This is a genomic window from Cytobacillus sp. Hz8 (assembly GCF_042263505.1).
Lineage (GTDB): Bacteria > Bacillota > Bacilli > Bacillales > Cytobacillaceae > Bacillus_BE.
Map to the genome: position 1 here is coordinate 139,128 of NZ_JBHKFI010000006.1, position 24,167 is coordinate 163,294.

Below are 24,167 nucleotides of genomic sequence, written 5' to 3' on the forward strand. Positions count from 1 at the left end.
TCTTTGGGCTTCAGCCCTTAGAAAAATCAATCAGGGTTTGCGTGACTAACCATCAGTGGGGGATGAATGGCAGACTAAAAGCGCGACGTCCTGTCGCAACGTCTGCACTAGCACGTCCTGTGCGTCGAAAACCCCCACTGATGGAAGTTTCACTTTATTTTATAACTGCTTGTATTTCTCTTGAATAAGGCAATTTTACTTGAACGACTGTTCCTTTCCCTTCCTGACTATCAATTGATAATATTCCCTGATGGCTCTCAATAATACTATAGCAAACCATAAGACCAAGTCCTGTTCCTTTTTCTTTTGTCGTATAAAAAGGCTGACCAATTTTTGCCAACACATCAGATGGAATGCCATAGCCCTGATCGATAAAATCAATCATCACTTGATCCTGTTCAAATCCAACCTTTATGGTCAATAGCCCTCCATCAGGCATGGCCTCAATCGCATTTTTTACAATGTTAATTAACACTTGCTTAATTTTATTTTCAATTCCATAAATATAAAAGCCTCTCATTGGCGAATCGACTAACAATTGAATTTCAACACCGTGAAGATTTGCCTGACCATTCATTAACGTTATCATATCATCTAACAACTTTTGCAATAACACCTGTTTAAATTCAAATTTATTGGGTTTGGCGAGCAGTAATAATTCACTCACGATGGTATTAATGCGATCAATTTCATTGATCATAATATTCACATACTCATGATTAGCCCCAAGATCAAATTGAAGAAGCTGGGTGAAGCCACGTAAACTTGTCAGTGGATTTCTAATTTCATGGGCGATGCCTGCGGCGAGCTCCCCGACAACTGTAAGCTTTTCAGATTGATGCATAAATTCCCTTGTTTGCTTAAATACAGTGATATCACGAAACATCACGTGTAAGGATTGTTCCCCTTCATACATAAAAGGAATCACCTTCACTTCAACATCAATTTCTTCTCCATCAATCCGAATAAACTTTAATTCAAAGCCATCGATTTTTTTTCCTTCTCGAACCTTTTCAATATTCCTTGCCATCAGCTCATGGTCATCTGGATGAATCAAATCATAAAAAGATCTATGGACCATCTGCTGGATATTTTTTGTCTTTAGTATGTTTAATCCCGTTTTATTGATAAATGACCATTTATTACTTTTAATTTTGCGAACAATTATTCCTTCTGGCGATTCTTCAACAAGTTGGCGATACTTTTCCTCGCTTTCGCAAAGCTCTAAAGTCCTTTCCTTCACAAGCTCCTCAAGTCGATTTAACTGCTTCCTTCTCTCGGTTACGTCACGAATCGAGCAAACAAGAATAGCGGCATTTTCCAATTCGGCGATTGAAAGGAGAATATCAACAGGAAATTTCGTTCCGTCACTTCTTAAAGCAGATGTTTCGAGTAATTCTCCCTTTGTCAGGTAAGAAAAAGATTGTTTGGATAACTCGGGTAACAAGCGATATATATGCGTACCAATCACTTCCTTAATGGAGTAACCAAACATCTCCCTAATTGCTGGATTTACCAACAAAATATTTCCCTGTGCATTTAAAATAACAAAAGTATCGATGGAGGTTTCACCTAGTGCTCGAGATAAGACCTCATTTCTTTTTAATTGTAAAAATGCTTCCTCAAGTTCTTTTGAGCGCTCATCGATCAATTCCTTTTGAATCTGAATCTCTTTTTGTTTTAAATACAACGACACTAATCCATCGACCTTACATTTCAAGATAACAGGATCAAAAGGCTTAATAATATAGTCAATCGCCCCTACAGAATATCCTTGAAGAATATGCTCTTGTTTTTGACTTAGTGCGGTAATAAAAATAATCGGAATATCTTTTGATTTTTCTCTTTCTCGTATTAAATGTGCTGTTTCGAATCCATCCAAGCCCGGCATCTGCACGTCCATCAAAATGACGGCAAACTCTTCCTTTAAAATCCATTTTAATGCTTCCTCACCTGAATTGGCTGTGATAAGACGATAATTAGTTGAGGAAAGGACAGCCTTGAGCGCTAACAAATTCTCTTTACGATCATCGACTAATAATATATTAACAATTGAATTCTCCATAAATTCATCCTCAAACCTTTGCTTTTTGATATATTTTTTCCTTTTGATCAATCATGGAAAATTGAATGGAGTGTAGCATTGCTGTAGTTCCATCTCGTTTTCCTAATACCAGATAACCGTTATCACCAAGGCTATCATAAAATAAATTCTTAACCCGTTTTTGTAGCTTGGCGTTAAAATAGATTAAGACATTCCGACAAATCACAATATGAAACTCATTAAATGAATGATCCGTCACTAGATTATGCTGAGTAAAAAACATTTTCTCTGATAGAAAAGGTTTAAAATACGCATAGTCCTTTGTAATAGAAAGATAATCATCGAAGTCGAGGCTTCCCCCTGCTTGAACATAGTTTTGTGAGTAGACTTTATACTTCGTTATCGGAAATATGCCGACTTTCGCTGTTTCTAGCACTTTCTCATTAATATCGGTTGCATAGATTCTTGATTTTGAAAGTAAGCCTGCCTCGTGCAAAAGGATGGCCATTGAATATACCTCTTCCCCAGTAGAGCATCCTGCATGCCAAATGCGAATTTTAGAGCAATTTTTTATATTTGGAATCACTTTTTCACGAAATGCCTTGAAAAAAGATGGATCCCGAAACATTTCAGTCACATTGATAGAAAAGTCATAAAATACCTTCTCCATCATCTTTGGGTCATGAAGAATTCGGTCCAATAATGCGGTTATAGTAGCCATTTTTTCAAGTTTCAGTCTATTCAAAACACGTCTACGTATTGTAAAAATTGAATAATCGCGAAAATCATGACCATAATACCTGTAGATTCCTTCTAACAACAGTCCAATTTCTAATTCTTCAAGATTAGAACATTTTCGTTTTTCAATAGTATTTATTGTCATTTGCTCCTTTTCTCTATTATTTATTTTTATTTTACGAGAATGCCTCTATTTGTCAGCATCCTTGATATCTCCGGTTGAAGTTAGCCACATTTTTAATAGTGAATATAGTTGGATTAATTGAATCGGTTTTCCAATATAATCGGTTGCTCCAGCTTCTATACACTTTTCACGGTCATTCTTCATAGCCTTTGCAGTAATCGCAATAATGGGTAAATTCTTGTATTCAATGTTGGAGCGAATCTTAGCCAATGCCTCTAAACCATCCATTTCCGGCATCATAATATCCATTAATACAAGACTAACATCTGGGTGTGCCTTTAATAATTCAAGTGCTTCCATTCCATTTTCCGCAAAAATTACTAACATCCCCATTTCTTCCAAAAAAGAAGTAAGGGCGAAAATATTACGCATATCATCATCGACAACAAGTATTTTTTTCCCAACAAATGACTCTTCTTTCACACAGCCATAGACCAGGGATCGAACATGCACATGATTTTCATTTGAAATTGGTAATTTTTTCATTACTTCATTTTGCGTTTTCTCATAATCCTTTGAAGCTGCTGCTTCCTTTTGGTTTTCCATTATTGGTAGTCCCCTGTTAATCGGAAGGTAAAAGGAAAAAGTACTTCCCTTGCCTTCAACACTATGGACTTTAATAAATCCATCAAGCAGCTCTGCTAAATCCTTACTAATCGATAATCCAAGCCCAGTTCCACCGTAGGTACGACTTGTCGTACCATCCGCTTGGCGAAATGCTTCAAAGATTAATCCCTGTTTTTCTCGTGGAATGCCTATCCCTGTATCACTCACCTGAAACACAAGGAATTTCTCAAAGTGATGAAGATTATTTCTAGAATCGAAAAAAGTAGTGAAAACTTTCACCTTGACGTGACCTTTCTCGGTAAATTTGAAAGCATTCGATAATAAATTTTTGATAATCTGATAAACTTTCTGTTCATCAGAATAAATAATTTTCGGAAGAAACTCATCTATTTCCACAGAAAAATCAAGTTGTTTTTGCTCTGCAACTGGTTTAAATTGCTTTTCGGCAAAATTCAGTAATTCTTGAAAGTTAATTTCCGCCTCTGAGCATTCAATCTTTCCTGATTCAATTTTTGAAAAATCAAGAATATCATTAATTAATTCTAGTAATTCCTTTCCGGATGAATGAATGGTTTGTGCATATTCAATCTGCTTTTCTGTTAGATTTCCTTCCTTATTTTCTAACAGCATTTGAGCTAAGATGAGTAAACTATTTAGTGGTGTTCGAAATTCATGTGAAATATTGGCAATGAATTCCGTTTTGTATTGCGAATGGGAAAGAACCTGACGTGTTCTTTCTTCTAAAGCAGACTTCGCCTTTTCAAGGTCCAATGTTTTTTCCTCAGAGGTGCGGTATTGAGCTTCTAATTCTTCATTCATTGTTCGCAATTCTTCTTGTTGCATTTGAAGCTCCTCAGATTGACATTGTAATTCCTCATTGAGTATCTGTGCTTCATCAAGCAGCTGTTGAACCAGCATTTGCCTTTGGATTCGATTTAGAATTGCTCCTAGTTGAATGGCTGCCCTTTCTAACAGCTGCTCATGCAATTTGGAAAAAGGATGAATGCTAGCAAGCTCCAACACAGCAATCACTTCATCCTCAATTTCGATAGGAAACAGCATTAAACTTCCACTACTTGTTGCTCCTAAACCAGAACGTATTTCTAAATAATTCTCGGGAATATTATCGATTTTTTTTATTTTTTGATCGAGTGCACATTGGCCAATAAGTCCTTCTCCCTCTTTGATTAATGATTTCCCGTTAAGATATTTCCCTTGTTCAAGCGCTGCAAAACTGGATAATTTCCGATAAATAGCAACATGGTTTACCTCTTCCTTGATATAAAGCACCCCATATTGTGCCTCCACCATATTGGCAATTGCTTGAAGATATACTTGACCTAGACTTTCTTGATCCGTATATGGGTGAGATAATTCTCCAAGCTCCGCGATTTTTGTTTTTAGCCAGCTTTGTGCCTCCAACTCATTTTTATAGGCCTTTTCCATCTTTTCATAGGTTTCTAATTCTTTTGCCATGTTATTGTAAGCCTCGGCAATTTCACCGATCTCATCATTTGCAACAATTTGAATTCTTGGCAACGTTTCCGACCTGATTCCAACTAGCTGCATCACATCCTTCACTATACGAAGTCTTCCGGCTATGCTTCTCGTAATCCACATCGTAATAATGATGCCAACCGTAATGCCAAATACGATTGAACCGAAGCTAATAAATACAGCTTGCGTGAATTTGGCTTTTTCCTTCAAAAGCGACTGATCAATTACCCCCTCTAAACGGTTAACAAAGCTTTCAGCAATTTGGATTAATAAAACGTATTCTTTCTCAGAATCTTTTAATAATCTCTCTTGTTTGTCCTTAACTTTTAAATTGGAGGTATTGGTAATTTGTTCGATCAAAATCTCGTAACTGATGAATTGATGATTCAAATCTGCTAAAGTGCCTGCCATCTTTGCAGATTTATTATTTTTGATTAGTTCATCGATTTCTAGATTAATCTTATTCGTTAGCTCACGAATAGTTTGCATATGGAGTAACACTTCAGTAGCATTATAATCTTCTTCAATCACATAATCCATCAGACACTTGTCAAGAGCCATTATGTCTTTTCTAACATGGTTAATATCCTTAATCGTTTGATATCTCTTTTCGACAGTTTGGATCATATCCGTGTTAAGCGAATTTAAGAAAATAAATACTCCTAACAACAGGATTGTCATCAATAAAATGATGATTCCAAACCCCCAATATAACCTTGTTCTAAACTTCATCCCTTACTTCCCCTTTATTAGCCCAAAACACATATTTAAAATATTCCCCCTATTCTGGCAAATCCCCTGCTTTTTTAGCGAAATTTGTAACTTGTTTCATGCGACAATTTTCAACAAATACATTGCAATATCTAACTTACATGCTAATAGAATTATATTTGAATTTTATTTTAATTTGGGCAAAATAAACTAAAATGGGATAAAGTTACTAGAAAAAGAGTTGCATTTGATAACAATGCTCAGGTTTTATATAAGAACTTGATTGGAATGGCTGTATTTAGTGGTAGCGATGAAAAAAATGTCGTTTACTAAAGCGATGAACTACTTGGATATAAGAGCGATGAATGAAGCCTAGTTAATTTGGAGATGCAGCAACTTTTTTGGTCGTGCTTCATTAAGAGGGTGATCGATCGTTTTATGCGTTCAAGGGCCAAAATATTCTTTCCTAGGGGAAGCGACCCGACGTTTTATATACTCAAGAAAAAACTCATTCATTAAACAATAATCCACTATCTCGATGTAAAAAATACGCATTCAGTGGAGAATCAATTATTCTTTGATAGTTAAACGGTTGCCAAAATTACAGGCCCTAGGAGATAACCTAAAGCCTATCCATCTACTTTTAATATTTACTGATCCCCCAATACAATCAAAAAAAGTGTGTGAAATGCACACCAGCAAAATTTGTCATAGAAGATCAGAAATTATTGAATTTGTGTGCCAATTAAGTTGGAAAGAGCTGAGCAAAATTTGCGCCATTCTTTTGGAAATTTTTCATATCCTCTGCTTTCATATGTACTTGCTTTTGTGACAAGTTTAATTTCCCAGCTTGTTCCTCCAATATGGACATCGGCACTTTGATAGTTACTTTCCCAATTCCATAATTTCAAACGATAAATCTCTTTCGTAAAGGCATCAAAGGATCCGATGATTTTGATAGAGTCATCCATTACATGTTGTTGGTTTTGAAAATACCATTCAAAAAACTGAAATGTTTTTTGGCAAAAATCAATTGTAATCATATAGGTTACATCGAAATGGTTAATTGATAATGATAAAGAGACAAGCTCTTTTTCAGGGAGTATGGACACAAGATTGTCCTCAACAGCAAATAAATCCTTTTTTCGATTAATAGCTGCTTTTACCTGTGAGAGCTGGATTGGCTTTTCCTTTTGGTAAGTAGACTGGTTCATATCCTGTAATATTGTTGGAATCGTCGCTGGACCCTTCCTCCCAATGATGTCCAGAATGATTTCATAAATGCTCATGATTATTGGTATCCTCCATCAAGTGAATCCTAAATTTATTTAAGCTAACGTTGAGCTAAGTATTAGTACTGCTATTGTACTGTAAATCTATCATACAATTATTACACATTGAAAAAAAGAAATTTTTTAATAAAAAGCATCCCCCTCTTCCATTCAAGCAGGGATGCATTCTCTTTTATTATCAAGTTAATCAAAATGAAACTGACCTGGGTGTTTGCCATATTCCATATTTTGATGAAGCTACTCAAGCTATTCCAGATCAGAAGTGATCATGTGAAATCAGAAATATCATTGATGCGCTGATCCTTCATAGACTTTGAAATTGGAATCACGTCAGTTTGTATCTCCAAAGGCTGATTATTTGTGCCATTGAGTTATGACATATGCTTTCGACATTCTTTAATTCCACTAGTCAAGGCAAACGACCGCATCCAGTATTCCTTTATTATTTATATCTTATCCTCCATAATGAAATGAACTTTCTTATTATCTCATATGTACTTTTTTTTCAAAAGAAATTTGCATTATGCACTAAAGCCTATAGATCAACCGGAGATTTTTCTCATTTGTAGCACATACAAGTCACAAGATGATCATTTACCATCCCTGTTGCTTGCATAAATGCATAACAAATCGTGCTTCCGACAAATTTAAAACCGCGCTTCTTTAAATCCTTGCTCATTGTATCACTTATCGGTGTTGTGGCAGGAACCTCACCAAGGATATGAAAATGGTTTTGAATCGGTTTACCTCCGACAAATGACCAAATATAGTCTCTGAAGGTGCCGAATTCCTCTTTCACTTTTAAAAAGGCATTTGCATTGATGACAACGGCATTTATTTTCAAACGATTTCTCACAATCCCTTCATTTTGTAAGAGCTCTGCAATTTTTTCTTCCCCATAGCCAGCAATTTTTTCAGGTTGAAATTGATCGAAGGCCTTGCGATAATTTTCCCGTTTCTTCAAAATGGTCAACCAGCTTAATCCAGCTTGCGCTCCTTCTAAATTAAGAAATTCAAATAGAAGTCGATCATCATATACAGGTACTCCCCATTCATAATCGTGATAATCTATATAAATTTGATCCTGAGTTACCCAACCACAACGGTTTACCATTAGTTTCCCTCCTAAAGTAAAACAAACTTTTTTACCTTGTCTCTATCTTCACATATTCACAGTAAGAAAACAATAATAGGCATCAAGCTTCGATATGCTTGATGCCTCACCTTATCACTTTCGTCTTATGCTCTGACCCCTGCGATTTCATGTAGCTTTTCTCCAACGGCTTTGGACAGTTCCATCGTCATTTGCGGTACATGTGTTTTAAGAACCCCATTTACCACCTTTGCCATCATTCCATGTGCCTGAATATCTAGACAGCCGGTCATTCTTGTTTTTTCTCCTTCTACCACTTCTGCTTTAAAATACCCGTTTCCAGTAAAATTTTCATTAACACCGATTAGGTCAAAATGGACTTTGGTTGGAACATCCATTTTCGTGATTTTCACTTTTAAGCTAATCTTTTTCTTTACAATCCCTATGTCACTTTTAAATGTCCATGTGGATTCGTAATCATCTAATATTTGGTGTTCGATATAACCAGGGACAAGTGTGGCCCATCTGTCCATCACACTCACAAATTCCCATACCTTCTCAATTGGTACATTCAAATCCATTTTGTGAATTCCTGCTGGCATCTAGTTCTCCCCTTTTAAACAATTTTGGATTAACATTCACTTTTTTTATCCAAAAATAATTTATGCGGGAATAAGCAATTGTTAGAACCTATTTCTTTTTATAGAATGAAATCAGGCTTGAGTAACTTTAGTGACTATTCATGAAGCTTCTGATGCATAAAGACCAATTCATCAGCCAATTCCGCTAATCGTTTATGAATTTCCTCTTCTGCAATGACATTTTCCCGATTAAAATCAGCATTCGTCACAAAGACATTTTTACTCGCAATCATTGCCTTAAAGAAAGAAATAATCGGCTTTAATTGTGTTTCAGCTACAAGAAAATGGCGATTAGATCCTGCTGTAGATACTAACCCAACCACCTTTGACTCAAATACAGTTGTTGGGAGATGGTCAAATAAGTTTTTTAATGCCCCAGTAATAGATGATTGATACACTGGGGTTCCGATCACAAACGCATCTGCATTTAATATTTTGGCGATAGCGCTTTGCGTATCCATATTATAAGAAGAAAGTGGACGACCATCGACAAATTCAATTTGATAATCTCGTAAATCTAATAACTCAGTCTCTATATCTGAATATTTTTCCTTTGCTTTTTTCAAAACCTCATCCACAATTATCGCTGTTTTTGCCCCTATGAGTGCACCTGATATGCCTAATAATTTCAAAGTTCTTCCCCCTAAGAGTAAATTTCCATTTTCCCTATACAAACCTTGTTTATCTAACTATTTTACAATACGAAATGATTGAAGACAAAAAAGTAGCTTATGCATGGATAAAAATTTTTTCTTCAAAGTTCTCTTCTCAATTTCCTTAAAATACAAAAAATTCGAACAAGTTGTGAAATAAAAGCATCCTTCTTTACTTTCTTCCTTTCATTTAGGTAAAATTTAAAAAGATAAGTTTATCCCACTCTTATCGGACATTTTGACTCCCACTTCAAGATTCTGAGAATTCGAAGAAGATAAGTGGGAGATCAACTGTCCGTAAAGGTCCTAGTCAGGCGAAGCCACAGGATGTGGCGTCCCTTGAGCGTGATAAGTGAAATAAGATTTTTCTTTGGGCTTCAGCCCTTAGAAAAATCAATCAGGCTCTGCGTGACTAACCATCAGTGGGGGATGAATGGAAGTTTCACTTTATAAAAGGAAGAATAAGATGAAATCACTACTAACAAAACTTTTCGTAAAAGAGAAAATCCTTGAAGTCCGATTTTGCCAAAAAAATCTCGAATGCTTTTTGGATGATGACACAACGAAACAATTTCAAAAAATCTTAAGTAAACGCCAAGTGAAATTTAAAGAATTCGAATGCTTAAATCATTGTAAGCTATGCGAAAAGAAGCCTTATGCGGAAATCAACAAACAGTTAATCAAGGGTCAGGATTTGAACGAAATCATTTCGCAAATTTCTGAAATGATTGATAAAAAATAGTTTTAACCTACCTACAAAAAAGAGTTGACTAATCAATACCTGATTCATTATAATCAGGTGTCTGATTAGTCATTTTTATTTGCAATAAAAAATTTTAAACTAACAAATACTATTCCTTATCTTAAGAAGAAAGAGGAATAGCATTTTTTATGTAGAGACTAATCCACATGATTTTCTAAAAAAATGATGTAAGGAGAAATGTATGGAAATTCAGCAACAAGGGATTAACAAAAATTTAGTTCTAATAGGATTAATCATTGGGATGTTCTTTAGTGCACTAGAGCAAACCATTGTCGGTACAGCGATGCCGACAATCATTGCAGAGCTCAATGGCTTTAAAATTTTTGCATGGGTGACTACCGCCTATATGATTACCTCCACGACCATCGTTCCTATAGTGGGGAAACTTTCTGACTTATACGGAAGACGCGGTTTATATTTACTAGGAACCATTATTTTTATCATTGGTTCTGGGTTTTGTGCTTCTGCTACTTCCATGGAACAACTAGTGTGGTATCGCGGACTTCAAGGAATTGGAGGAGGTATGATTATGCCCTTATCGCAAACCATCATTGGTGATATTTTCACAGCAGAGCAAAGAGCGAAATGGCAAGGGGTCTTTGGTGCCCTCTTTGGATTAAGTTCCGTAATTGGCCCTTTTTTAGGTGGCCTAATCGTTGATCATATCAGTTGGCATTGGATTTTTCTTATTAATGTTCCAACAGGTTTGCTTTCTGCCCTCTTAATTTTCTTTGGATTAAAGCACGAATCCACCGCGAAAAAGTCCAAGATAAGCATAGACTATTTAGGAATTTTAACCTTAATTCCTGCCATCGTCTTATTGCTACTTGGTTTAACCTTTGGTGGAGACAAGTTTGAGTGGGCCTCCACCACTACATTCCTTATTTTCGGTGGTGCCATCCTATTTACGATTCTCTTTATCTTAATTGAAAGACGTGCAGAAGAACCGATTTTGGATTTATCCTTTTTTAAAAATCGCGTTTTTGCTACAACGAATACACTAGGTTTTCTTTTAGGCTTAGGTATGTTTGGAGCCATTATGTTTGTTCCAATGTTCATGCAGGGGGTTCTAGGGGTTACTCCAACTCAAGCTGGTTCGACTATGACTCCTATGATGATTGCCATGATTGCTGCAAGTGTTTTAGGAGGAAGGCTTTTATTGAAATTTAGCTTTCGCAGTGTTCTAACTGCAGGGATGCTCATCGCCGCGGCTGGATTCTATTTAATGAGTACAATGGGACCAGATTCCAGCGAAATCATTGCATATGCCTACATGGTTGTTCTTGGATTTGGGATGGGACTTGTTATGCCAACTCTGATGATTGCCATTCAAAATGAATTTCCAAAGTCACAGCTTGGAGCAGTAACGTCAACCTCAACCTTTTTCCGTTCGATTGGAGGAACCGTCGGGATTACGATTTTAAATACGGTCATGAATTCAACACTCGAATCAAAAATCATCAACGCCAGTGACACAGAGAAGAATCCATACCTTGCAAAAGCATTAGATGCGCTATCTGATAAGACCGATTCCTTATTTGGATTATTAGTCAATCCTGATTTACTAAAAATGCCGGATGAACTGAAAATCCCTCTAATCGAAACCATTCAAAAGGTCTGGTCCGACTCATTTAGCACCGTTTTCCTAACTGGCTTAATCTTTATTGCAGCCGGAATTTTGATTGCACTATTAGTGGGAAGTGGAAAAATTAGAAGAGATCAAGAAAACAAAAGCGAAAATGTGAATCCAGAAACTTCTGGTTCAAATTAATAAAAACTCCCTTGCTTATTTTTTAGCAAGGGAGTTTTTGCCTAGAAAAAGGTAAATGCCTAACATATTCATCATTTTTTAGATATAATATTGTTATAAAGAAAAAATTGGGGAGAAATGATAATGTCAGAAGTCAAGCAATTAGGTATTTCAGAACAAGTAGCGCTGGCAATCAATCGGCCGCAGCACAAACGAGCACCGCTTCGAAAAATTATTCAGAGGGGCCTATTAATTTCACTTGGAGCCATCATGATGGGGATAGGCTTAGAAATTTTCTTAGTTCCAAATAACGTCATTGACGGTGGAATCACTGGGATATCCATTATGCTATCCTTTCTCACAAGCCTACCATTAGGACTATTTATTTTCATTATAAATGTTCCGTTTTTCTTTCTCGGTTATAAACAAATAGGAAAAACATTTGCCCTTTCTACTCTCTACGGAATCATCATTCTTTCCATAACAACCGCATTATTACATCCTGTTCCTGCATTTACCCAAGATATTCTACTTGCAACCGTATTTGGTGGAATTGTTTTGGGCGTTGGTGTCGGCATCGTGATTCGTTATGGTGGCTGCTTAGACGGTACCGAGGTCCTTGCCATACTTGCCAATAAAAAGCTCCCATTTTCTGTTGGCGAAATCATTATGTTTTTTAATTTATTCATTCTTGGTAGTGCTGGTTTCGTCTTTTCTTGGGACAGAGCTATGTATTCCCTTATTGCCTATTTTATTGCCTATAAAGCGATTGATATAACAGTTGCCGGCCTTGATGAATCAAAATCGGTTTGGATTATTAGTGACCAATACAAGGAAATTGGCGATGCCATCCTGAATCGGCTCGGACGCGGCGTGACTTATATGCAAGGTGAAGGAGCCTTCTCTGGCGATGATAAGAAAGTTATCTTTTGTGTTATCAACCGCTTAGAAGAAGCCAAATTAAAGGATATTGTGACCGAAAATGATGATTCCGCCTTCCTCGCAGTAGCAGATATATCGGAAGTCCGCGGAGGAAGATTCAAGAAAAAAGATATTCATTAAACCAAGAAGCTTGGGAAATCCTGAGCTTCTTTCATTTTGCATAGATTTTTAGATTTAAGACACATTATTAATAAATAAAAAAGTTTGCTAAAGGAGTTATAAGAGAATGAAAAAAGATAATGAGGATTTTGATTATAATGCGGAAAATATGATGGATTTGGTCAGAATTATTAATGCTAAAGGAGATACTGGTGAAATTAGAGAAATTATTCAGGAAAATGAATCCTTGAAAAAAAGTGGTGAGGATATGAAGACTGAGTGATTTTGGGGTCAATGTACTTTGGAGAAATTTGTTTGTTAAGGTTTTGCAATTTTAACGGATTTTGTTAGATACAAGAGTTCTCTCCTAGGTTTGATTTTCGTTTTTCTTCTTCCGATAAAACGGGCTCTTTCTCCTGATTTTGATTCTCGTTTTTCTTTCTTCTTCATAGAATTTTTGAACATTCAATTCAATAAACAGAATTTTCATTCCTCTCCAGCTATGTTATGATATCATTATCAGAAAATTACAAACTTCTTTTGGTGGTGTTACATGAAACCAATTGCTTTAGGAATTTTATCTTCTTTTTTCTTTGCGTTTACATTTGTTCTTAATCGGGCGATGGAATTGTCTGGAGGGAGTTGGATTTGGAGCTCCTCTCTCAGGTATTTTTTTATGGTGCCATTTCTGCTTGCCATTGTTTTATGGCGAAAGAATTTTCAAGCATTAATCTTTGAGATGAAGAGACACCCTTGGAAATGGATATTGTGGAGTACGATTGGATTTGGACTCTTTTATGCTCCGATCACATTTGCAGCAGCGTATGGCCCTGGTTGGCTTATTGCAGGGACTTGGCAGATCACGATCATCTCAGGCTCCTTGCTTGTTCCGTTATTTTATGAAACGATTCAGACGAAGAACGGTCCGCTTAAAAAAAAGGCAAAGATTCCTCTGAAAGGTCTTGGCATGTCGTCGATCATCTTAATCGGAGTCATTCTCATGCAATGGGAGCATTTCGGCAGTCTCTCCTTAAAGGAAGCCTTTATTGGAACATCACCAGTATTCATTTCAACTTTTGCATATCCTCTTGGAAATCGAAAAATGATGGAGATCTGTGAAGGAAGAATCGATGTTTACCAGCGCGTTCTTGGCATGACCATGGCAAGTCTCCCTTTTTGGATTGTCTTAGCCATACTTGGACTTGTAACGGTTGGCGGTCCAAGTAGTGGCCAAACATTTCAATCCCTGCTAGTTACCATTTCATCAGGGGTTATAGCGACGGTACTCTTTTTCCAAGCAACTGATTTGGTTAAAGACAATATGAAGAAATTGGCTGCTGTTGAAGCGACGCAATCAATTGAAATATTGTTTGCCCTAGCTGGGGAAATCGTTTTATTACATTCAGATTTGCCTGCTACTATCGCGCTGGTTGGAATATTATTCGTGATCATGGGGATGGTTTTTCATAGTTATCTATCCCATGGAAAAAAGAAAGATGACTTCAGCCTAACAGAAAAACAAGAATTATCCTCATAGAAAGAGCGACACTGATTGTGTCGCTCTTTCTATTGAGTGATGGAAGCATCAAGGCCAGCTTTTTCTGCTTTTTTAACAAGATCATTTGCATTGGCTTTTTCTTTGAAAGTGCCAATTTGTACAACATAAACGCTTCCTTTTTTAAATATATATGTGTCAAAGCCTTTACTTTCGGCATTTTTAGCAATTTTATCTGCTTTAGCTTTTTCTTTATTGCTTCCAACAATAACCCGATAAAGTGAATTATTTATTGGCTTAGTTGCTTCTTCCTTTTTACTTAAATTAAATGCTTTAGCAAGTCCCTCCACATGACCTCGTGCGATTTTATCGAGGAAAGCATTGCTCTTTAATTTATCAGCATCAGCTTTTGTGGTAATAAACCCATTTTCCGTAAGTACAGCATCCATTTTAGTTTCCCTGAGAACATGAAAGTCTGCTTTCTTTTTCCCCCGATTAATCCAAGAGGTTTCTGCTACCACCTCATTATGAATGCTTGACTGAATCTGAATAGTCTTTGCACCTACACTTGGATAGACAAAGGACTCAAAACCTTCAGCACTCCCTGAATTAATATGAATAGAAAGAAAGAAATCGGCTCCCCAGGAATTGGCTGTATTTGTTCTTTCATTTAAACTAACTGTTGCGTCTTTCGTTCTACTCATCTTAATTGAAACAAACTCGAATTCATTAACGAGAAAATTGCGGATTTTCAGTGCAATCTGTAAGGTAACATTCTTTTCCTGTAGGCCATTTCCTGCTGCTCCAGGATCCGTTCCACCGTGTCCAGGATCTATAAAGATTTTCACCATTCATTATCACCTCATTATTGATATATGGAAAAAATAATAAAAAGGTTCGTACTAAATTTGATTTTTTTATTTATTTGTATTCCCCAATCATTCCCTCGTTTTTTTCACGATTGTTTGTTTCATCCTAAAATTAATCATTATTTTCATAAAGAGGTGGATCCAATGAATCGAAGTTCAACCCTATTACTTGTTCTCGCTGTAATTTTTTCCATTGGTGCTATTTATTTTTACCAAAATTACCAATCCTCCTCTATTTCACAAAGGAAAATGGAAAAATCCGCTAAGTCATCCGTTCATATTCAAAAACTTAGACAAAATCATCAGCCTCACCTTCTTCACATCAATTCCATTGAGCAAGGTGAAGAAATTAAGCAAAACCTTAATACAAACCCTGAAGTGGAGATTATTCATCATAATGTACAAGATAAAAGTCATTATATGGACCATGAAGCCATTGTAAAATTTCACCAGCGGCAATCCAAACAGCAAATTCAAAAATATATCAAGGATATTAACGGCGAACTTCTTAATGTCTTAAATCAAACCTATATTTTTCGTTCTCGTTCTTTATCCACCAAGGAAATGCTGCATTATTTTCAAGCTTTAGAAGGCGTTTCATTTGCAGAGCCGCATTATTTATATTTACAAAATAAACTAGGACTTCCAAACGATCTTCTCTATCAAGAAAGGTATCAGTGGAATTTACCCATTATTGAAACGGAGTCAGGATGGAATGTTTCTCGCGGAAATAAGAGCATTAAGATTGCTATCGTGGATACAGGAGTAGATTTGAATCATCCAGATTTAAAAAAGCGGCTACTAAAAGGATATAATGTTATAAAAAAGAATCATAATCCAGCTGATGACAATGGACACGGGACTCATGTCGCGGGAATTATCGCCTCTGAAACCAATAATCAAAAAGGAACTGCTGGGGTGACTTGGTATAATAAAATCATGCCTGTTAAAGTAATGAACAAAAAGGGCTATGGGACTTCTTTTGATATAGCGAAAGGGATCGTTTGGGCAACAGATCACGGGGCCAATGTCATTAACTTGAGTCTCGGCAATTATCAACCTTCTGCTGTATTACAAGAGGCCGTCCAGTATGCGTATGATAAAAATGTTGTCCTTGTTTCAGCGGCAGGAAATGATCATACATCCCAACCTAGCTATCCCTCCGCTTTTCCAGAAGTGCTAAGTGTTTCTGCTGTCACAGATGATGGGAATTTAGCTGATTTTTCGAATTTTGGGGATTACATCGATGTGACTGCTCCTGGTGTATCAATTCCGAGCACCTATTTCAAAAATCGCTATGCATCTCTATCCGGTACCTCTATGGCCTCACCACATGTTGCTGGATTAGCAGGACTTATCCTTTCTGTTAATCCTAAGTTACGCAACCAACAGGTCATGAATATCATTGAAACCTCAGCAGTTGATATTGGCGATAAAGGGACAGACGATAATTTTGGACATGGGTTAATTGACGTGAAGAATGCATTACGAAAAGCTGCTGGAAAATAAAAAACAACGCTGAACAAGCGTTGTTTTGCTTAATTTATGTTCAAGTCGAGAAACAGGATGGACTATTTTATCGAATTTAATAGTAACTGTTATTTGTGAATACAAAATAATGTGTGAACTCAAACCAATAGATGTGATTTAGCCCAATTTTAAACCAAATCTATTTCCATAACCAATTCAATTCTCTCTACGAATAAAATCACATTTATTCCCCTTCAAATTAAATTCTCCTGAGTTCGACCCTGCATAAAATATTGCCATTCATTTTTTCCTTGGATTTTTGTGAGCTCTCTAAAAATCGATTGACTTAATTCTTGATATCCCTTCGAGGTTAAATGAATGCCATCATCGCTAATCAATTGGGATAAATCTCCTGCCTTTTTTAATGCTGTTCTTACATCTATTTTGAATGCATCCATCCCATCAACAAAGGAATTTAATGCGCGATTGTATAAACCATGCCAATGCTCAATTCCACCAACGGTACTAATGCAATGACTAATGGATTTTCCGTATAAATTCACTAAGTACTGATAATATCGGACCGGATCAAGTGGAGGAAGTGTTAATATTACTGGAGTAATCCCTTCTTCTTTAAGTCTTGAGATGATTGTTTTTACATTTTCAATATACCGTTCAAGCGGAACTATCGGAAGATGTTTTTCTTCTGGCATTTCGGCAACATTCTTCCAGATGAAATTACAATCGTTTCCCCCAATCTCGATTATGGTATAATCTGGATGCTGTTTGATAACATCCTTTTCTAGTCTTTGAACTAGAGAATCGGAATTATCATTAAATACACCCTTATTGATTATGCGAGTTTCTTCAGGACTAGATGAAAACAATTCCTGCAAAAAATTAGGGTAGTTTTCTTTAATAATTTTTAGTCTTCCTTTAACAAATGATACTCCCCTAGTTAAGCTATCCCCAAAACAAATAATTTTCATCTACATCATCCCCGCTATTTCATCATTTATTAATTTATCATCTAATAACTATATTATATAGTATTCAAAACCACATGTCATGTTATACGTATTATTTTTTACAATATTTTTGAAAATCCCGAAAGATTGCTTCTTTATCTGTTACCCCTACTTTGAATCATTTATAATAAAATCAGCTAGTATCCTTTTTTATATTCATGAATGCCTTAAAAATTTGTCAGAAGAAAGGATGATCTTGATGGTAACCTCTTCTTCATTTTATTTCAACGGTAAGGATGGGCAATCTCTTTATGCAAGGAAATGGACTTCAACTTCCAAACCTAAAGCCATTGTGCAAATCACTCATGGAATGGCTGAACATATTGGACGATACGAGGATTTTGCCTCATTTCTAGTTAGTCATGAACTTTTTGTCTATGGAAATGATCATCGGGGACATGGTCATACAGCAACAAGAGAAGAAGATATCGGTTATTTCACAGATAATAATGGTTATGAAACGATTGTAGAAGATATGGAGCGATTAACTGAGGTCATTCAAAAGGAGTTTCCCAATACTCCGATTTTCTTATTCGGACATAGTATGGGGTCCTTTCTTTCAAGAAGGTATATTCAACTTTTTGGAGATTGCCTACAAGGAGTAATTTTATCAGGTACAGGTGGACATCCTGGTTTTATTGGAAAAGTTGGTTACATAATTGCTTCCCGAGAGGCCAAAAAACACGGAAGACGAAAATCAAGCACCCGTATGAATGACCTTACCTTTGGCAGCTATAATAAATCATTCATGCCGGTTAGATCATCCTTTGATTGGTTATCCCGAAATGAAAAAGAAGTCAATAAATATATTCAGGATCCACTATGTGGAGCAGTGTTTACGGCAGGGTTTTTCGCAGATTTTTTAAAAGGATTGCTTTCGATTTATAACGATGATGACAAAATTCCAAAAGATTTACCCATTTATTTTTTCTCGGGAACAGAAGATCCCGTTGGGAAGCAAACAAAAGGTGTTTTACAAAACATTCACCACTTACAAGCGATGAATCTTGAAGATATTTCTTACAAGTTTTATCCCGAAGGTCGCCATGAAATGTTAAATGAAATCAATAAGGAGGAAGTATATTCAGATATCCTCGAATGGATTCTTACTCATATTTAACAATTTAGAGTCTGCTTTTTGCAGACTTTTTTCTTTTCTTCACTCCTGCCTCAGAAAATTTACAATATGAATTTAGTGCAAACCTCTTCACAATTCCGTCAAAAAAAGGTAAAATGATTAAAAACTTCATAATACCAATAAGAAAAGTAGGGATTAGAAAATGAAAAATGTGCCTAAAAGTATCCCAAGACCACTTGTTCGAACAAATCAATGGGTGATTGTTCTAAGCGTCCTCTTAACTTGGGTCACAAAAATGGAGTGGTTTCTTTTGATTCCATTACTTTCCGGTCTATTTGGTCTTTTATTTGGTTTTAATCCTGTAATGCGGGTAGCAAAATGGTTTTTGAAAAAGGATCCTTCCCATTATATCCCGGAAGACCACGAACAGCAGCAATTCAATCAACTCATTGCCGTCAGTTGCCTGGCTCTTGGATTCATCGGATATTTAGTTGGTTGGAATTGGATGGGGTATATTTTTACGATTATCGTAGCTTTAGCTGCCTTTATTGCGATTCTTGGCTTCTGTATCGGTTGTTTTATTTTATTTCAATGGAAACAATTCCAATATAGACGGGAAAATATTCACAAAAAACAAGGTATTCGTTAAGCACGAATACCTTGTTTTTTACTCATCCTCTTTACTATTTTTCCTCTTAACAAACCGGTAAGCAAGATAGGCAATATAGACCGGTGCAGCAATATAAATTAAATAAGGAAAATCTTTATACGATTCTCTGAAAATGATATATAACAGACAGCCAAGAAAAATCGTGACAATCGTACCGTACTTTGGAAGAGGAATTTCTTTAAAGCTTGGAATTTTCAATCTACTAACCATGAGAAAGCAAAGAGCTGTAAACACAACAGTTGTAATGATATTGGGAATAATATTTCCAAACAATGTCAATACAGACAAGATTCCCCCTGCAGCTGTAATGGGTACACCAACAAAATAATGCAGGGATGATTTCGTTGAACCGATATTAAATCTTGCTAAACGGTAGGCACCAAATAGAGGAAATAGACCAGCCACCATAATGCCTAAAAGGCCAAATTGATCAAAATAGGTAAAATAAACTAAAAAAGATGGGGCTATGCCAAAGGTGACGATGTCAGCAAGTGAATCCAACTCTTTTCCTAAAGCCGTGTCAGCATTCAGCATTCTCGCTAATCTTCCATCCATGCTATCAAGCATCATACCAATCAGGACTAAAATAGCGGCATTGTTATACTCTCCGTTTGCAGCAAAACCAATGGATAAGAAGCCACAATATAAATTCCCAAGCGTAAACATATTTGGGATTGCTTTTGTAAAACGCACTAGATGAATTCACACTCCTAAAAAATAAGGTATAAAAATTATGTATAAAGAAAAAAGAGATCCATTTAATTGTATCAGTTTTATTTACTATAAGACAAACCTTGTTGGTTCATTCACATGAAAATTCTATGTCTATTAAATGGGCCTTTTCACTTTTATTAATAACTTACAACCGAGCATTTATCCATTGATATAGCTTCCATACTATCACAAAAAACAAGAAATAACCTAAAAAGGAATTGCTATGCTTCCATTCTTGTCCGTGCTGAAATAATCCTAGAATTTCCGATATTCTCTCAACAACTGATATGATTCCACTTAAGAACAAAAGAAAACTATATCGCATGACCCTTTTCATTTTTTCTAAAATAAATAAAATGAACCCAACTAATATTGGCAGTATAATCAATGGAAAGATAATTTGAATCGAGAAAATATCAGGAAAAAGTCGATTAGGAAATTCATAATATCCCTTCCCTACAAAATATAAATCTAAATACGTTCCAAGTAAGGCTGAAAATAGGATCGCTACAATGTATGAAATCTTTCTAGAATAAGGCATTTTTCGCAAAGGTGGCGAGTTCAAGGGTTTCCAATGTTTTGCAGTATTCTCTTTGAATATCTCCATTAACCTCCTCCTCTCCTTTCTTTAAGTACTCAACTACCGAAACATCTGTAAACCAATCTCCTTCTTCCGCATTTGGTTGAACGATATTTTTCCAGGAATGCATAAGCTGTGGACTATAGATTTTTGGCTCTCCTTTTTTCAACTGACAATCCTTCAATTGGAGTGTCCTATTCAACCCAGCTGACCTTTCTTTAATATCATGAAAAATCTCAGGCCAATAATCCTTTCGAGAGCCGGTATGCGGGTGATTAACAGACCAGAGATACACCTTAGAAAATTGTTTTTTATCAGAATATAAGATCTGGTATAACCTTCTACCCAGGATAATACGCTCATGCAGATGACTAAAATAGTGAAGTGATAAACCGAGAAGCTTAGCATTTTGTCGAACCCCTTCACTTTCTTGATATGGAAATAATATTTGGTTAAAAGTAAGCAAATCCTGTAATTTAAATGGAATCGTTTCTAAAACTCGTCCCTTAAATTTGGGATTTTGGATGACTCTTTTCTCAAGATAACTTTGTTCATTAATAATTAAGGCCATTGTCAAAATATAGCAATCTTTAGTTTCCCAAAAATGATTCCAAATCACCTCCATGAATTTGGATACACCTAAATAGGGGATTAAATAAAATAAATTCTGATTTCGCTTCACACTTTCTTCATACAACAAAAATTGCGGAAAAACATCTTGAAAAATGAGCCAATTTCCACGTTCTAAAAAAGCAAAAAAATCTTTTGCATTGACATCATTCATGAGTCTGGATAAAAACTCCCCTTTTAAATCCGTCATATTCCACCCGCCATTTCGGGATACCATATGTCCAAGAAAGGCCCAGTGAATCTCAGGAAAGCGTTGGTAAAAATCCAGATAGGCTTTCGTTCTTGTCACATTATTTTGATTGAATGGTTGACAAGCCTTTTGCAATTGTTGAAGTAGTTTCTCCTCAGCCTTTGACAGGGAGTCCCATCGTGGCGGAGATTGATGCGATGATTGTTTCAACTGTTTCTGGATAGTGACTAAATTTTCTGGAAATGAGGATTTTTTTTTAAAGAAAAACATAACTGTTCACGTCCTCAAAGAATATGAATAGGTAACCTGAATTCTTTATTAGGAGGGAGCGAGGAAAATGGATCTACTGGATTTTGTGACGAAACAAATAATAGCGAAACTACGGAAAGACCAGTCTGAAGATGGTTCTTGGGATTATCCATTTGAAACGGGAATCGCAACAGATGCCTACATGATCATTTTATTAAGGACGTTGGAATTTCATGATGAAGAGTTTATACAGGAATTAGTCGAAAGAATTTGGAGCCGTCAAAAAGATAATGGTACGTGGAAGCTCTTTGCTGACGAAGAAGGGGAGGGAAATATAACCTCTACTGTTGAAGCGTATTATGCTTTATTGTATTCTGGGTATATCCAGCAAACAGACGAAAGATTACTACAAGCTAAACAATTTATTATTAAACATGGAGGAATTGAAAAATCTCATTTATTTACAAAAATTATGCTTGCTCTAACTGGTCAATACAAGTGGCCGCCTTTTTTCCCAATACCTGTTGAAACTATTCTCCTTCCCCTCTCATTTCCCATTAATTTTTATGATTTTTCCGTATATGGAAGGGCTAATCTCGCCCCAATCATGATTCTTACCTCTAACAAATATCAAATCAAAACAGAGAGAAGTCCCGATCTTTCCGACTTATTTGTCACAAGGGGGGATGACTTTTTTAGCTGGAGACATGAACGGAGTGCAAAAGAATTCTTTCAAATCATTGAAAATGGGTTAAAAGGGTTAATAGGACTGCCACATGTACTTCACAGGATGGCGATTAAACGGACGAAACAATATATGCTAAACCATCTTGAAGCAGATGGAACATTTTACAGTTATTATAGCTCTACCTTTTTAATGATTTTTGCCCTTCTTTCTCTGGGGTACCCCAAAAATGACCCGGTTATCATGCGAGCAGTCAATGGTTTAAAGGCTATGAGGGCGGATATTCATGGTCATTCCCATGTGCAATACACAACCGCGGATGTCTGGAATACGTCCTTGATTAGCTATGCTCTTCAACAGGCAAGAGTCAAAGAGACAGACCTCATGTTACAAAAAGCAAACGACTATTTATTATCAAGGCAGCATACCAAATATGGTGACTGGAGGCTGCATAATCCTGATGTACAACCTGGTGGCTGGGGCTTTTCTGATATTAATACCTTCAATCCTGATGTCGATGATACAACTGCCTCTTTAAGAGCCATTTCAACCATAAGAAAGAATAATCCAGAGATTCAGTCTAGTTGGAATCGAGCGATTAGATGGTTATATTCGATGCAAAATAAAGACGGAGGCTGGCCTTCCTTTGAGAAAAATGTGGATAAACAATTATCTAACTTCATTCCAATTCAAGGAGGAAAATTCTTATTAAACGATGCAAGCAGTGCAGATTTAACAGGGAGAACACTCGAATTTTTTGGAAACTATACAAAAATCTCGAAGCTGCCGGCTGCTATGAAAAGAGGAATACAATGGCTCCTAAACAATCAAGAAAAGGATGGCTCTTGGTATGGCCGCTGGGGCATCTGTTACCTTTATGGAACCTGGGCAGCTATAACCGGATTGAAAGCAGTTGGAGTTTCTAACCATCCTGCCCTGCAAAAAGCCGTACAATGGTTAAAGTCGGTTCAAAATGAAGATGGCGGCTGGGGAGAATCCTGCCGAAGTGATATCCAGAATACTTATATTCCTTTAGGCAAAAGCCATCTTACACAAACGGCTTGGGCCCTTGATGCCCTTATCGCTGCTTCCGAAGAAAACACACCTGAAATTGAAAAAGGCATTGCCTATATCCTTGAACACTGGAATCGCAAGGATTGGGATGAAACATATCCAGTAGGTCAAGGAATGGGTGGCGGGTTTTATATCCATTATCACAGTTATCAATACATTTATCCCCTTCTTGCACTTAGTCATTTTAAGCAGAAATTTAACAATTCTTAATTACCAGCTTTTGAAACTTAAGGAAGCATTTTTTTCGAAAATAATGGAAAAGATAACAACGAAGCATTTTAACAAGGAGGCACGTTCATGGAGAATACCCATGAGTTTGTAGAGAAACTTCACGATCAAAAGAAAAAAGTAGAAAAAAACAATAAACACGGAAAAGGCCATCCCGAGCGGCAGCTTCCTAATAAACAGCATTAATTTTCGAAAATAAAGGAGTACCCCCTACGTACTCCTTTATTTCAGTT

22 protein-coding genes are annotated in these 24,167 nt (G+C 36.3%); 10 read left to right on the forward strand and 12 right to left on the reverse strand.

The window, feature by feature from the left end; genetic code table 11:
* Positions 1 to 154 precede the first annotated feature (154 nt).
* From ACE38V_RS10005 to ACE38V_RS10035, 7 genes are all read right to left on the reverse strand, one after another.
* Positions 155 to 2,065: a PAS domain S-box protein gene (locus tag ACE38V_RS10005; protein ID WP_375841112.1), complete on the reverse strand. Its 1,911-nt coding sequence runs from the start codon at positions 2,063 to 2,065 to the stop codon at positions 155 to 157.
* Between the two features lie 10 nt (positions 2,066 to 2,075).
* Positions 2,076 to 2,927, reverse strand: coding sequence for a CheR family methyltransferase (locus ACE38V_RS10010; protein ID WP_375841113.1), 852 nt, complete (start codon positions 2,925 to 2,927; stop codon positions 2,076 to 2,078).
* Between the two features lie 45 nt (positions 2,928 to 2,972).
* Complete coding sequence (locus ACE38V_RS10015; RefSeq protein ID WP_375841114.1) at positions 2,973 to 5,762, reverse strand: ATP-binding protein; 2,790 nt, start codon at positions 5,760 to 5,762, stop codon at positions 2,973 to 2,975.
* 704 nt (positions 5,763 to 6,466) lie between these two features.
* Positions 6,467 to 7,030 (reverse strand): hypothetical protein, encoded by a 564-nt coding sequence (locus tag ACE38V_RS10020; protein WP_375841115.1) that lies wholly within the window; start codon positions 7,028 to 7,030, stop codon positions 6,467 to 6,469.
* Between the two features lie 562 nt (positions 7,031 to 7,592).
* Positions 7,593 to 8,147, reverse strand: a complete 555-nt coding sequence (locus ACE38V_RS10025; RefSeq protein ID WP_375841116.1) for a DNA-3-methyladenine glycosylase I — start codon at positions 8,145 to 8,147, stop codon at positions 7,593 to 7,595.
* 125 nt (positions 8,148 to 8,272) lie between these two features.
* Positions 8,273 to 8,728, reverse strand: a complete 456-nt coding sequence (locus ACE38V_RS10030) for an SRPBCC family protein (RefSeq protein WP_375841117.1) — start codon at positions 8,726 to 8,728, stop codon at positions 8,273 to 8,275.
* A 134-nt stretch (positions 8,729 to 8,862) separates the two neighbouring features.
* Positions 8,863 to 9,399 carry an NADPH-dependent FMN reductase gene (locus ACE38V_RS10035; RefSeq protein WP_375841118.1) on the reverse strand — a complete coding sequence of 179 codons (537 nt, stop codon included), beginning with the start codon at positions 9,397 to 9,399 and terminating at the stop codon, positions 8,863 to 8,865.
* Positions 9,400 to 9,886: 487 nt separating this feature from the next.
* On the opposite strand from ACE38V_RS10035, the gene ACE38V_RS10040 reads away from it, so the two are divergent.
* The 5 genes from ACE38V_RS10040 to ACE38V_RS10060 all read left to right on the forward strand — a co-directional run bounded on the left by ACE38V_RS10040 (position 9,887) and on the right by ACE38V_RS10060 (position 14,511).
* Positions 9,887 to 10,162, forward strand: a complete 276-nt coding sequence (locus tag ACE38V_RS10040; protein ID WP_375841119.1) for a DUF1450 domain-containing protein — start codon at positions 9,887 to 9,889, stop codon at positions 10,160 to 10,162.
* Between the two features lie 202 nt (positions 10,163 to 10,364).
* Complete coding sequence (locus ACE38V_RS10045) at positions 10,365 to 11,954, forward strand: MDR family MFS transporter (protein WP_375841120.1); 1,590 nt, start codon at positions 10,365 to 10,367, stop codon at positions 11,952 to 11,954.
* Between the two features lie 123 nt (positions 11,955 to 12,077).
* Positions 12,078 to 12,995 carry a YitT family protein gene (locus ACE38V_RS10050; protein ID WP_375841121.1) on the forward strand — a complete coding sequence of 306 codons (918 nt, stop codon included), beginning with the start codon at positions 12,078 to 12,080 and terminating at the stop codon, positions 12,993 to 12,995.
* Positions 12,996 to 13,101: 106 nt separating this feature from the next.
* A complete protein-coding gene (locus ACE38V_RS10055) occupies positions 13,102 to 13,257 on the forward strand; it encodes a hypothetical protein (protein ID WP_375841122.1) in 156 nt (51 codons plus the stop codon).
* Positions 13,258 to 13,527: 270 nt separating this feature from the next.
* A complete protein-coding gene (locus ACE38V_RS10060) occupies positions 13,528 to 14,511 on the forward strand; it encodes a DMT family transporter (protein WP_375841123.1) in 984 nt (327 codons plus the stop codon).
* A gap of 29 nt (positions 14,512 to 14,540) precedes the next feature.
* Here the strand turns inward: ACE38V_RS10060 and ACE38V_RS10065 are convergent, their stop codons facing one another.
* Positions 14,541 to 15,320 carry an N-acetylmuramoyl-L-alanine amidase gene (locus tag ACE38V_RS10065; protein ID WP_375841124.1) on the reverse strand — a complete coding sequence of 260 codons (780 nt, stop codon included), beginning with the start codon at positions 15,318 to 15,320 and terminating at the stop codon, positions 14,541 to 14,543.
* A 162-nt stretch (positions 15,321 to 15,482) separates the two neighbouring features.
* Between ACE38V_RS10065 and ACE38V_RS10070 the strand changes: the two genes are divergently transcribed.
* Positions 15,483 to 16,847, forward strand: coding sequence for a S8 family peptidase (locus tag ACE38V_RS10070; RefSeq protein WP_375841125.1), 1,365 nt, complete (start codon positions 15,483 to 15,485; stop codon positions 16,845 to 16,847).
* Positions 16,848 to 17,062: 215 nt separating this feature from the next.
* Here ACE38V_RS10070 and ACE38V_RS10075 read toward each other — a convergent pair whose 3' ends face one another.
* Positions 17,063 to 17,797 (reverse strand): SGNH/GDSL hydrolase family protein, encoded by a 735-nt coding sequence (locus tag ACE38V_RS10075; RefSeq protein ID WP_375841126.1) that lies wholly within the window; start codon positions 17,795 to 17,797, stop codon positions 17,063 to 17,065.
* Between the two features lie 238 nt (positions 17,798 to 18,035).
* Here ACE38V_RS10075 and ACE38V_RS10080 point away from each other — a divergent pair, with 238 nt between their 5' ends.
* Entirely contained in the window at positions 18,036 to 18,956 is a 921-nt protein-coding gene (locus ACE38V_RS10080) for an alpha/beta hydrolase (RefSeq protein ID WP_375841127.1), read from the forward strand.
* A 160-nt stretch (positions 18,957 to 19,116) separates the two neighbouring features.
* Positions 19,117 to 19,563 (forward strand): DUF4395 domain-containing protein, encoded by a 447-nt coding sequence (locus ACE38V_RS10085; protein ID WP_375841128.1) that lies wholly within the window; start codon positions 19,117 to 19,119, stop codon positions 19,561 to 19,563.
* Positions 19,564 to 19,581: 18 nt separating this feature from the next.
* Here ACE38V_RS10085 and pssA read toward each other — a convergent pair whose 3' ends face one another.
* The 3 genes from pssA to ACE38V_RS10100 all read right to left on the reverse strand — a co-directional run bounded on the left by pssA (position 19,582) and on the right by ACE38V_RS10100 (position 21,968).
* A complete protein-coding gene (pssA, locus tag ACE38V_RS10090) occupies positions 19,582 to 20,277 on the reverse strand; it encodes a CDP-diacylglycerol--serine O-phosphatidyltransferase (RefSeq protein WP_375841129.1) in 696 nt (231 codons plus the stop codon).
* Between the two features lie 166 nt (positions 20,278 to 20,443).
* Positions 20,444 to 20,905, reverse strand: a complete 462-nt coding sequence (locus ACE38V_RS10095; RefSeq protein ID WP_375841130.1) for a CBO0543 family protein — start codon at positions 20,903 to 20,905, stop codon at positions 20,444 to 20,446.
* A complete protein-coding gene (locus ACE38V_RS10100; protein WP_375841131.1) occupies positions 20,826 to 21,968 on the reverse strand; it encodes a DUF2515 family protein in 1,143 nt (380 codons plus the stop codon). Before ACE38V_RS10100 ends, ACE38V_RS10095 begins: the two co-directional genes overlap by 80 nt.
* A 67-nt stretch (positions 21,969 to 22,035) precedes the next feature.
* On the opposite strand from ACE38V_RS10100, the gene shc reads away from it, so the two are divergent.
* Positions 22,036 to 23,916, forward strand: coding sequence for a squalene--hopene cyclase (shc, locus tag ACE38V_RS10105; RefSeq protein WP_375841132.1), 1,881 nt, complete (start codon positions 22,036 to 22,038; stop codon positions 23,914 to 23,916).
* A gap of 87 nt (positions 23,917 to 24,003) precedes the next feature.
* Positions 24,004 to 24,120 carry a DUF4023 family protein gene (locus tag ACE38V_RS10110; RefSeq protein ID WP_375841133.1) on the forward strand — a complete coding sequence of 39 codons (117 nt, stop codon included), beginning with the start codon at positions 24,004 to 24,006 and terminating at the stop codon, positions 24,118 to 24,120.
* Positions 24,121 to 24,167: the final 47 nt, after the last annotated feature.

What these genes read in the sequence shown, in the direction of transcription:
- ACE38V_RS10100 (WP_375841131.1), bottom strand. Translation starts at nt 21,968, where the DNA reads ATGTTTTTCTTTAAAAAAAAATCCTCATTTCCAGAAAATTTAGTCACT.
- ACE38V_RS10050 (WP_375841121.1), top strand. Translation starts at nt 12,078, where the DNA reads ATGTCAGAAGTCAAGCAATTAGGTATTTCAGAACAAGTAGCGCTGGCA.
- ACE38V_RS10010 (WP_375841113.1), bottom strand. Translation starts at nt 2,927, where the DNA reads ATGACAATAAATACTATTGAAAAACGAAAATGTTCTAATCTTGAAGAA.
- ACE38V_RS10005 (WP_375841112.1), bottom strand. Translation starts at nt 2,065, where the DNA reads ATGGAGAATTCAATTGTTAATATATTATTAGTCGATGATCGTAAAGAG.
- ACE38V_RS10055 (WP_375841122.1), top strand. Translation starts at nt 13,102, where the DNA reads ATGAAAAAAGATAATGAGGATTTTGATTATAATGCGGAAAATATGATG.
- ACE38V_RS10075 (WP_375841126.1), bottom strand. Translation starts at nt 17,797, where the DNA reads ATGAAAATTATTTGTTTTGGGGATAGCTTAACTAGGGGAGTATCATTT.
- ACE38V_RS10020 (WP_375841115.1), bottom strand. Translation starts at nt 7,030, where the DNA reads ATGAGCATTTATGAAATCATTCTGGACATCATTGGGAGGAAGGGTCCA.
- ACE38V_RS10030 (WP_375841117.1), bottom strand. Translation starts at nt 8,728, where the DNA reads ATGCCAGCAGGAATTCACAAAATGGATTTGAATGTACCAATTGAGAAG.
- ACE38V_RS10080 (WP_375841127.1), top strand. Translation starts at nt 18,036, where the DNA reads ATGGTAACCTCTTCTTCATTTTATTTCAACGGTAAGGATGGGCAATCT.
- ACE38V_RS10045 (WP_375841120.1), top strand. Translation starts at nt 10,365, where the DNA reads ATGGAAATTCAGCAACAAGGGATTAACAAAAATTTAGTTCTAATAGGA.
- ACE38V_RS10040 (WP_375841119.1), top strand. Translation starts at nt 9,887, where the DNA reads ATGAAATCACTACTAACAAAACTTTTCGTAAAAGAGAAAATCCTTGAA.
- ACE38V_RS10070 (WP_375841125.1), top strand. Translation starts at nt 15,483, where the DNA reads ATGAATCGAAGTTCAACCCTATTACTTGTTCTCGCTGTAATTTTTTCC.
- ACE38V_RS10060 (WP_375841123.1), top strand. Translation starts at nt 13,528, where the DNA reads ATGAAACCAATTGCTTTAGGAATTTTATCTTCTTTTTTCTTTGCGTTT.
- ACE38V_RS10025 (WP_375841116.1), bottom strand. Translation starts at nt 8,147, where the DNA reads ATGGTAAACCGTTGTGGTTGGGTAACTCAGGATCAAATTTATATAGAT.
- ACE38V_RS10065 (WP_375841124.1), bottom strand. Translation starts at nt 15,320, where the DNA reads ATGGTGAAAATCTTTATAGATCCTGGACACGGTGGAACGGATCCTGGA.
- ACE38V_RS10015 (WP_375841114.1), bottom strand. Translation starts at nt 5,762, where the DNA reads ATGAAGTTTAGAACAAGGTTATATTGGGGGTTTGGAATCATCATTTTA.
- ACE38V_RS10085 (WP_375841128.1), top strand. Translation starts at nt 19,117, where the DNA reads ATGAAAAATGTGCCTAAAAGTATCCCAAGACCACTTGTTCGAACAAAT.
- ACE38V_RS10095 (WP_375841130.1), bottom strand. Translation starts at nt 20,905, where the DNA reads ATGGAGATATTCAAAGAGAATACTGCAAAACATTGGAAACCCTTGAAC.
- ACE38V_RS10110 (WP_375841133.1), top strand. Translation starts at nt 24,004, where the DNA reads ATGGAGAATACCCATGAGTTTGTAGAGAAACTTCACGATCAAAAGAAA.
- shc (WP_375841132.1), top strand. Translation starts at nt 22,036, where the DNA reads ATGGATCTACTGGATTTTGTGACGAAACAAATAATAGCGAAACTACGG.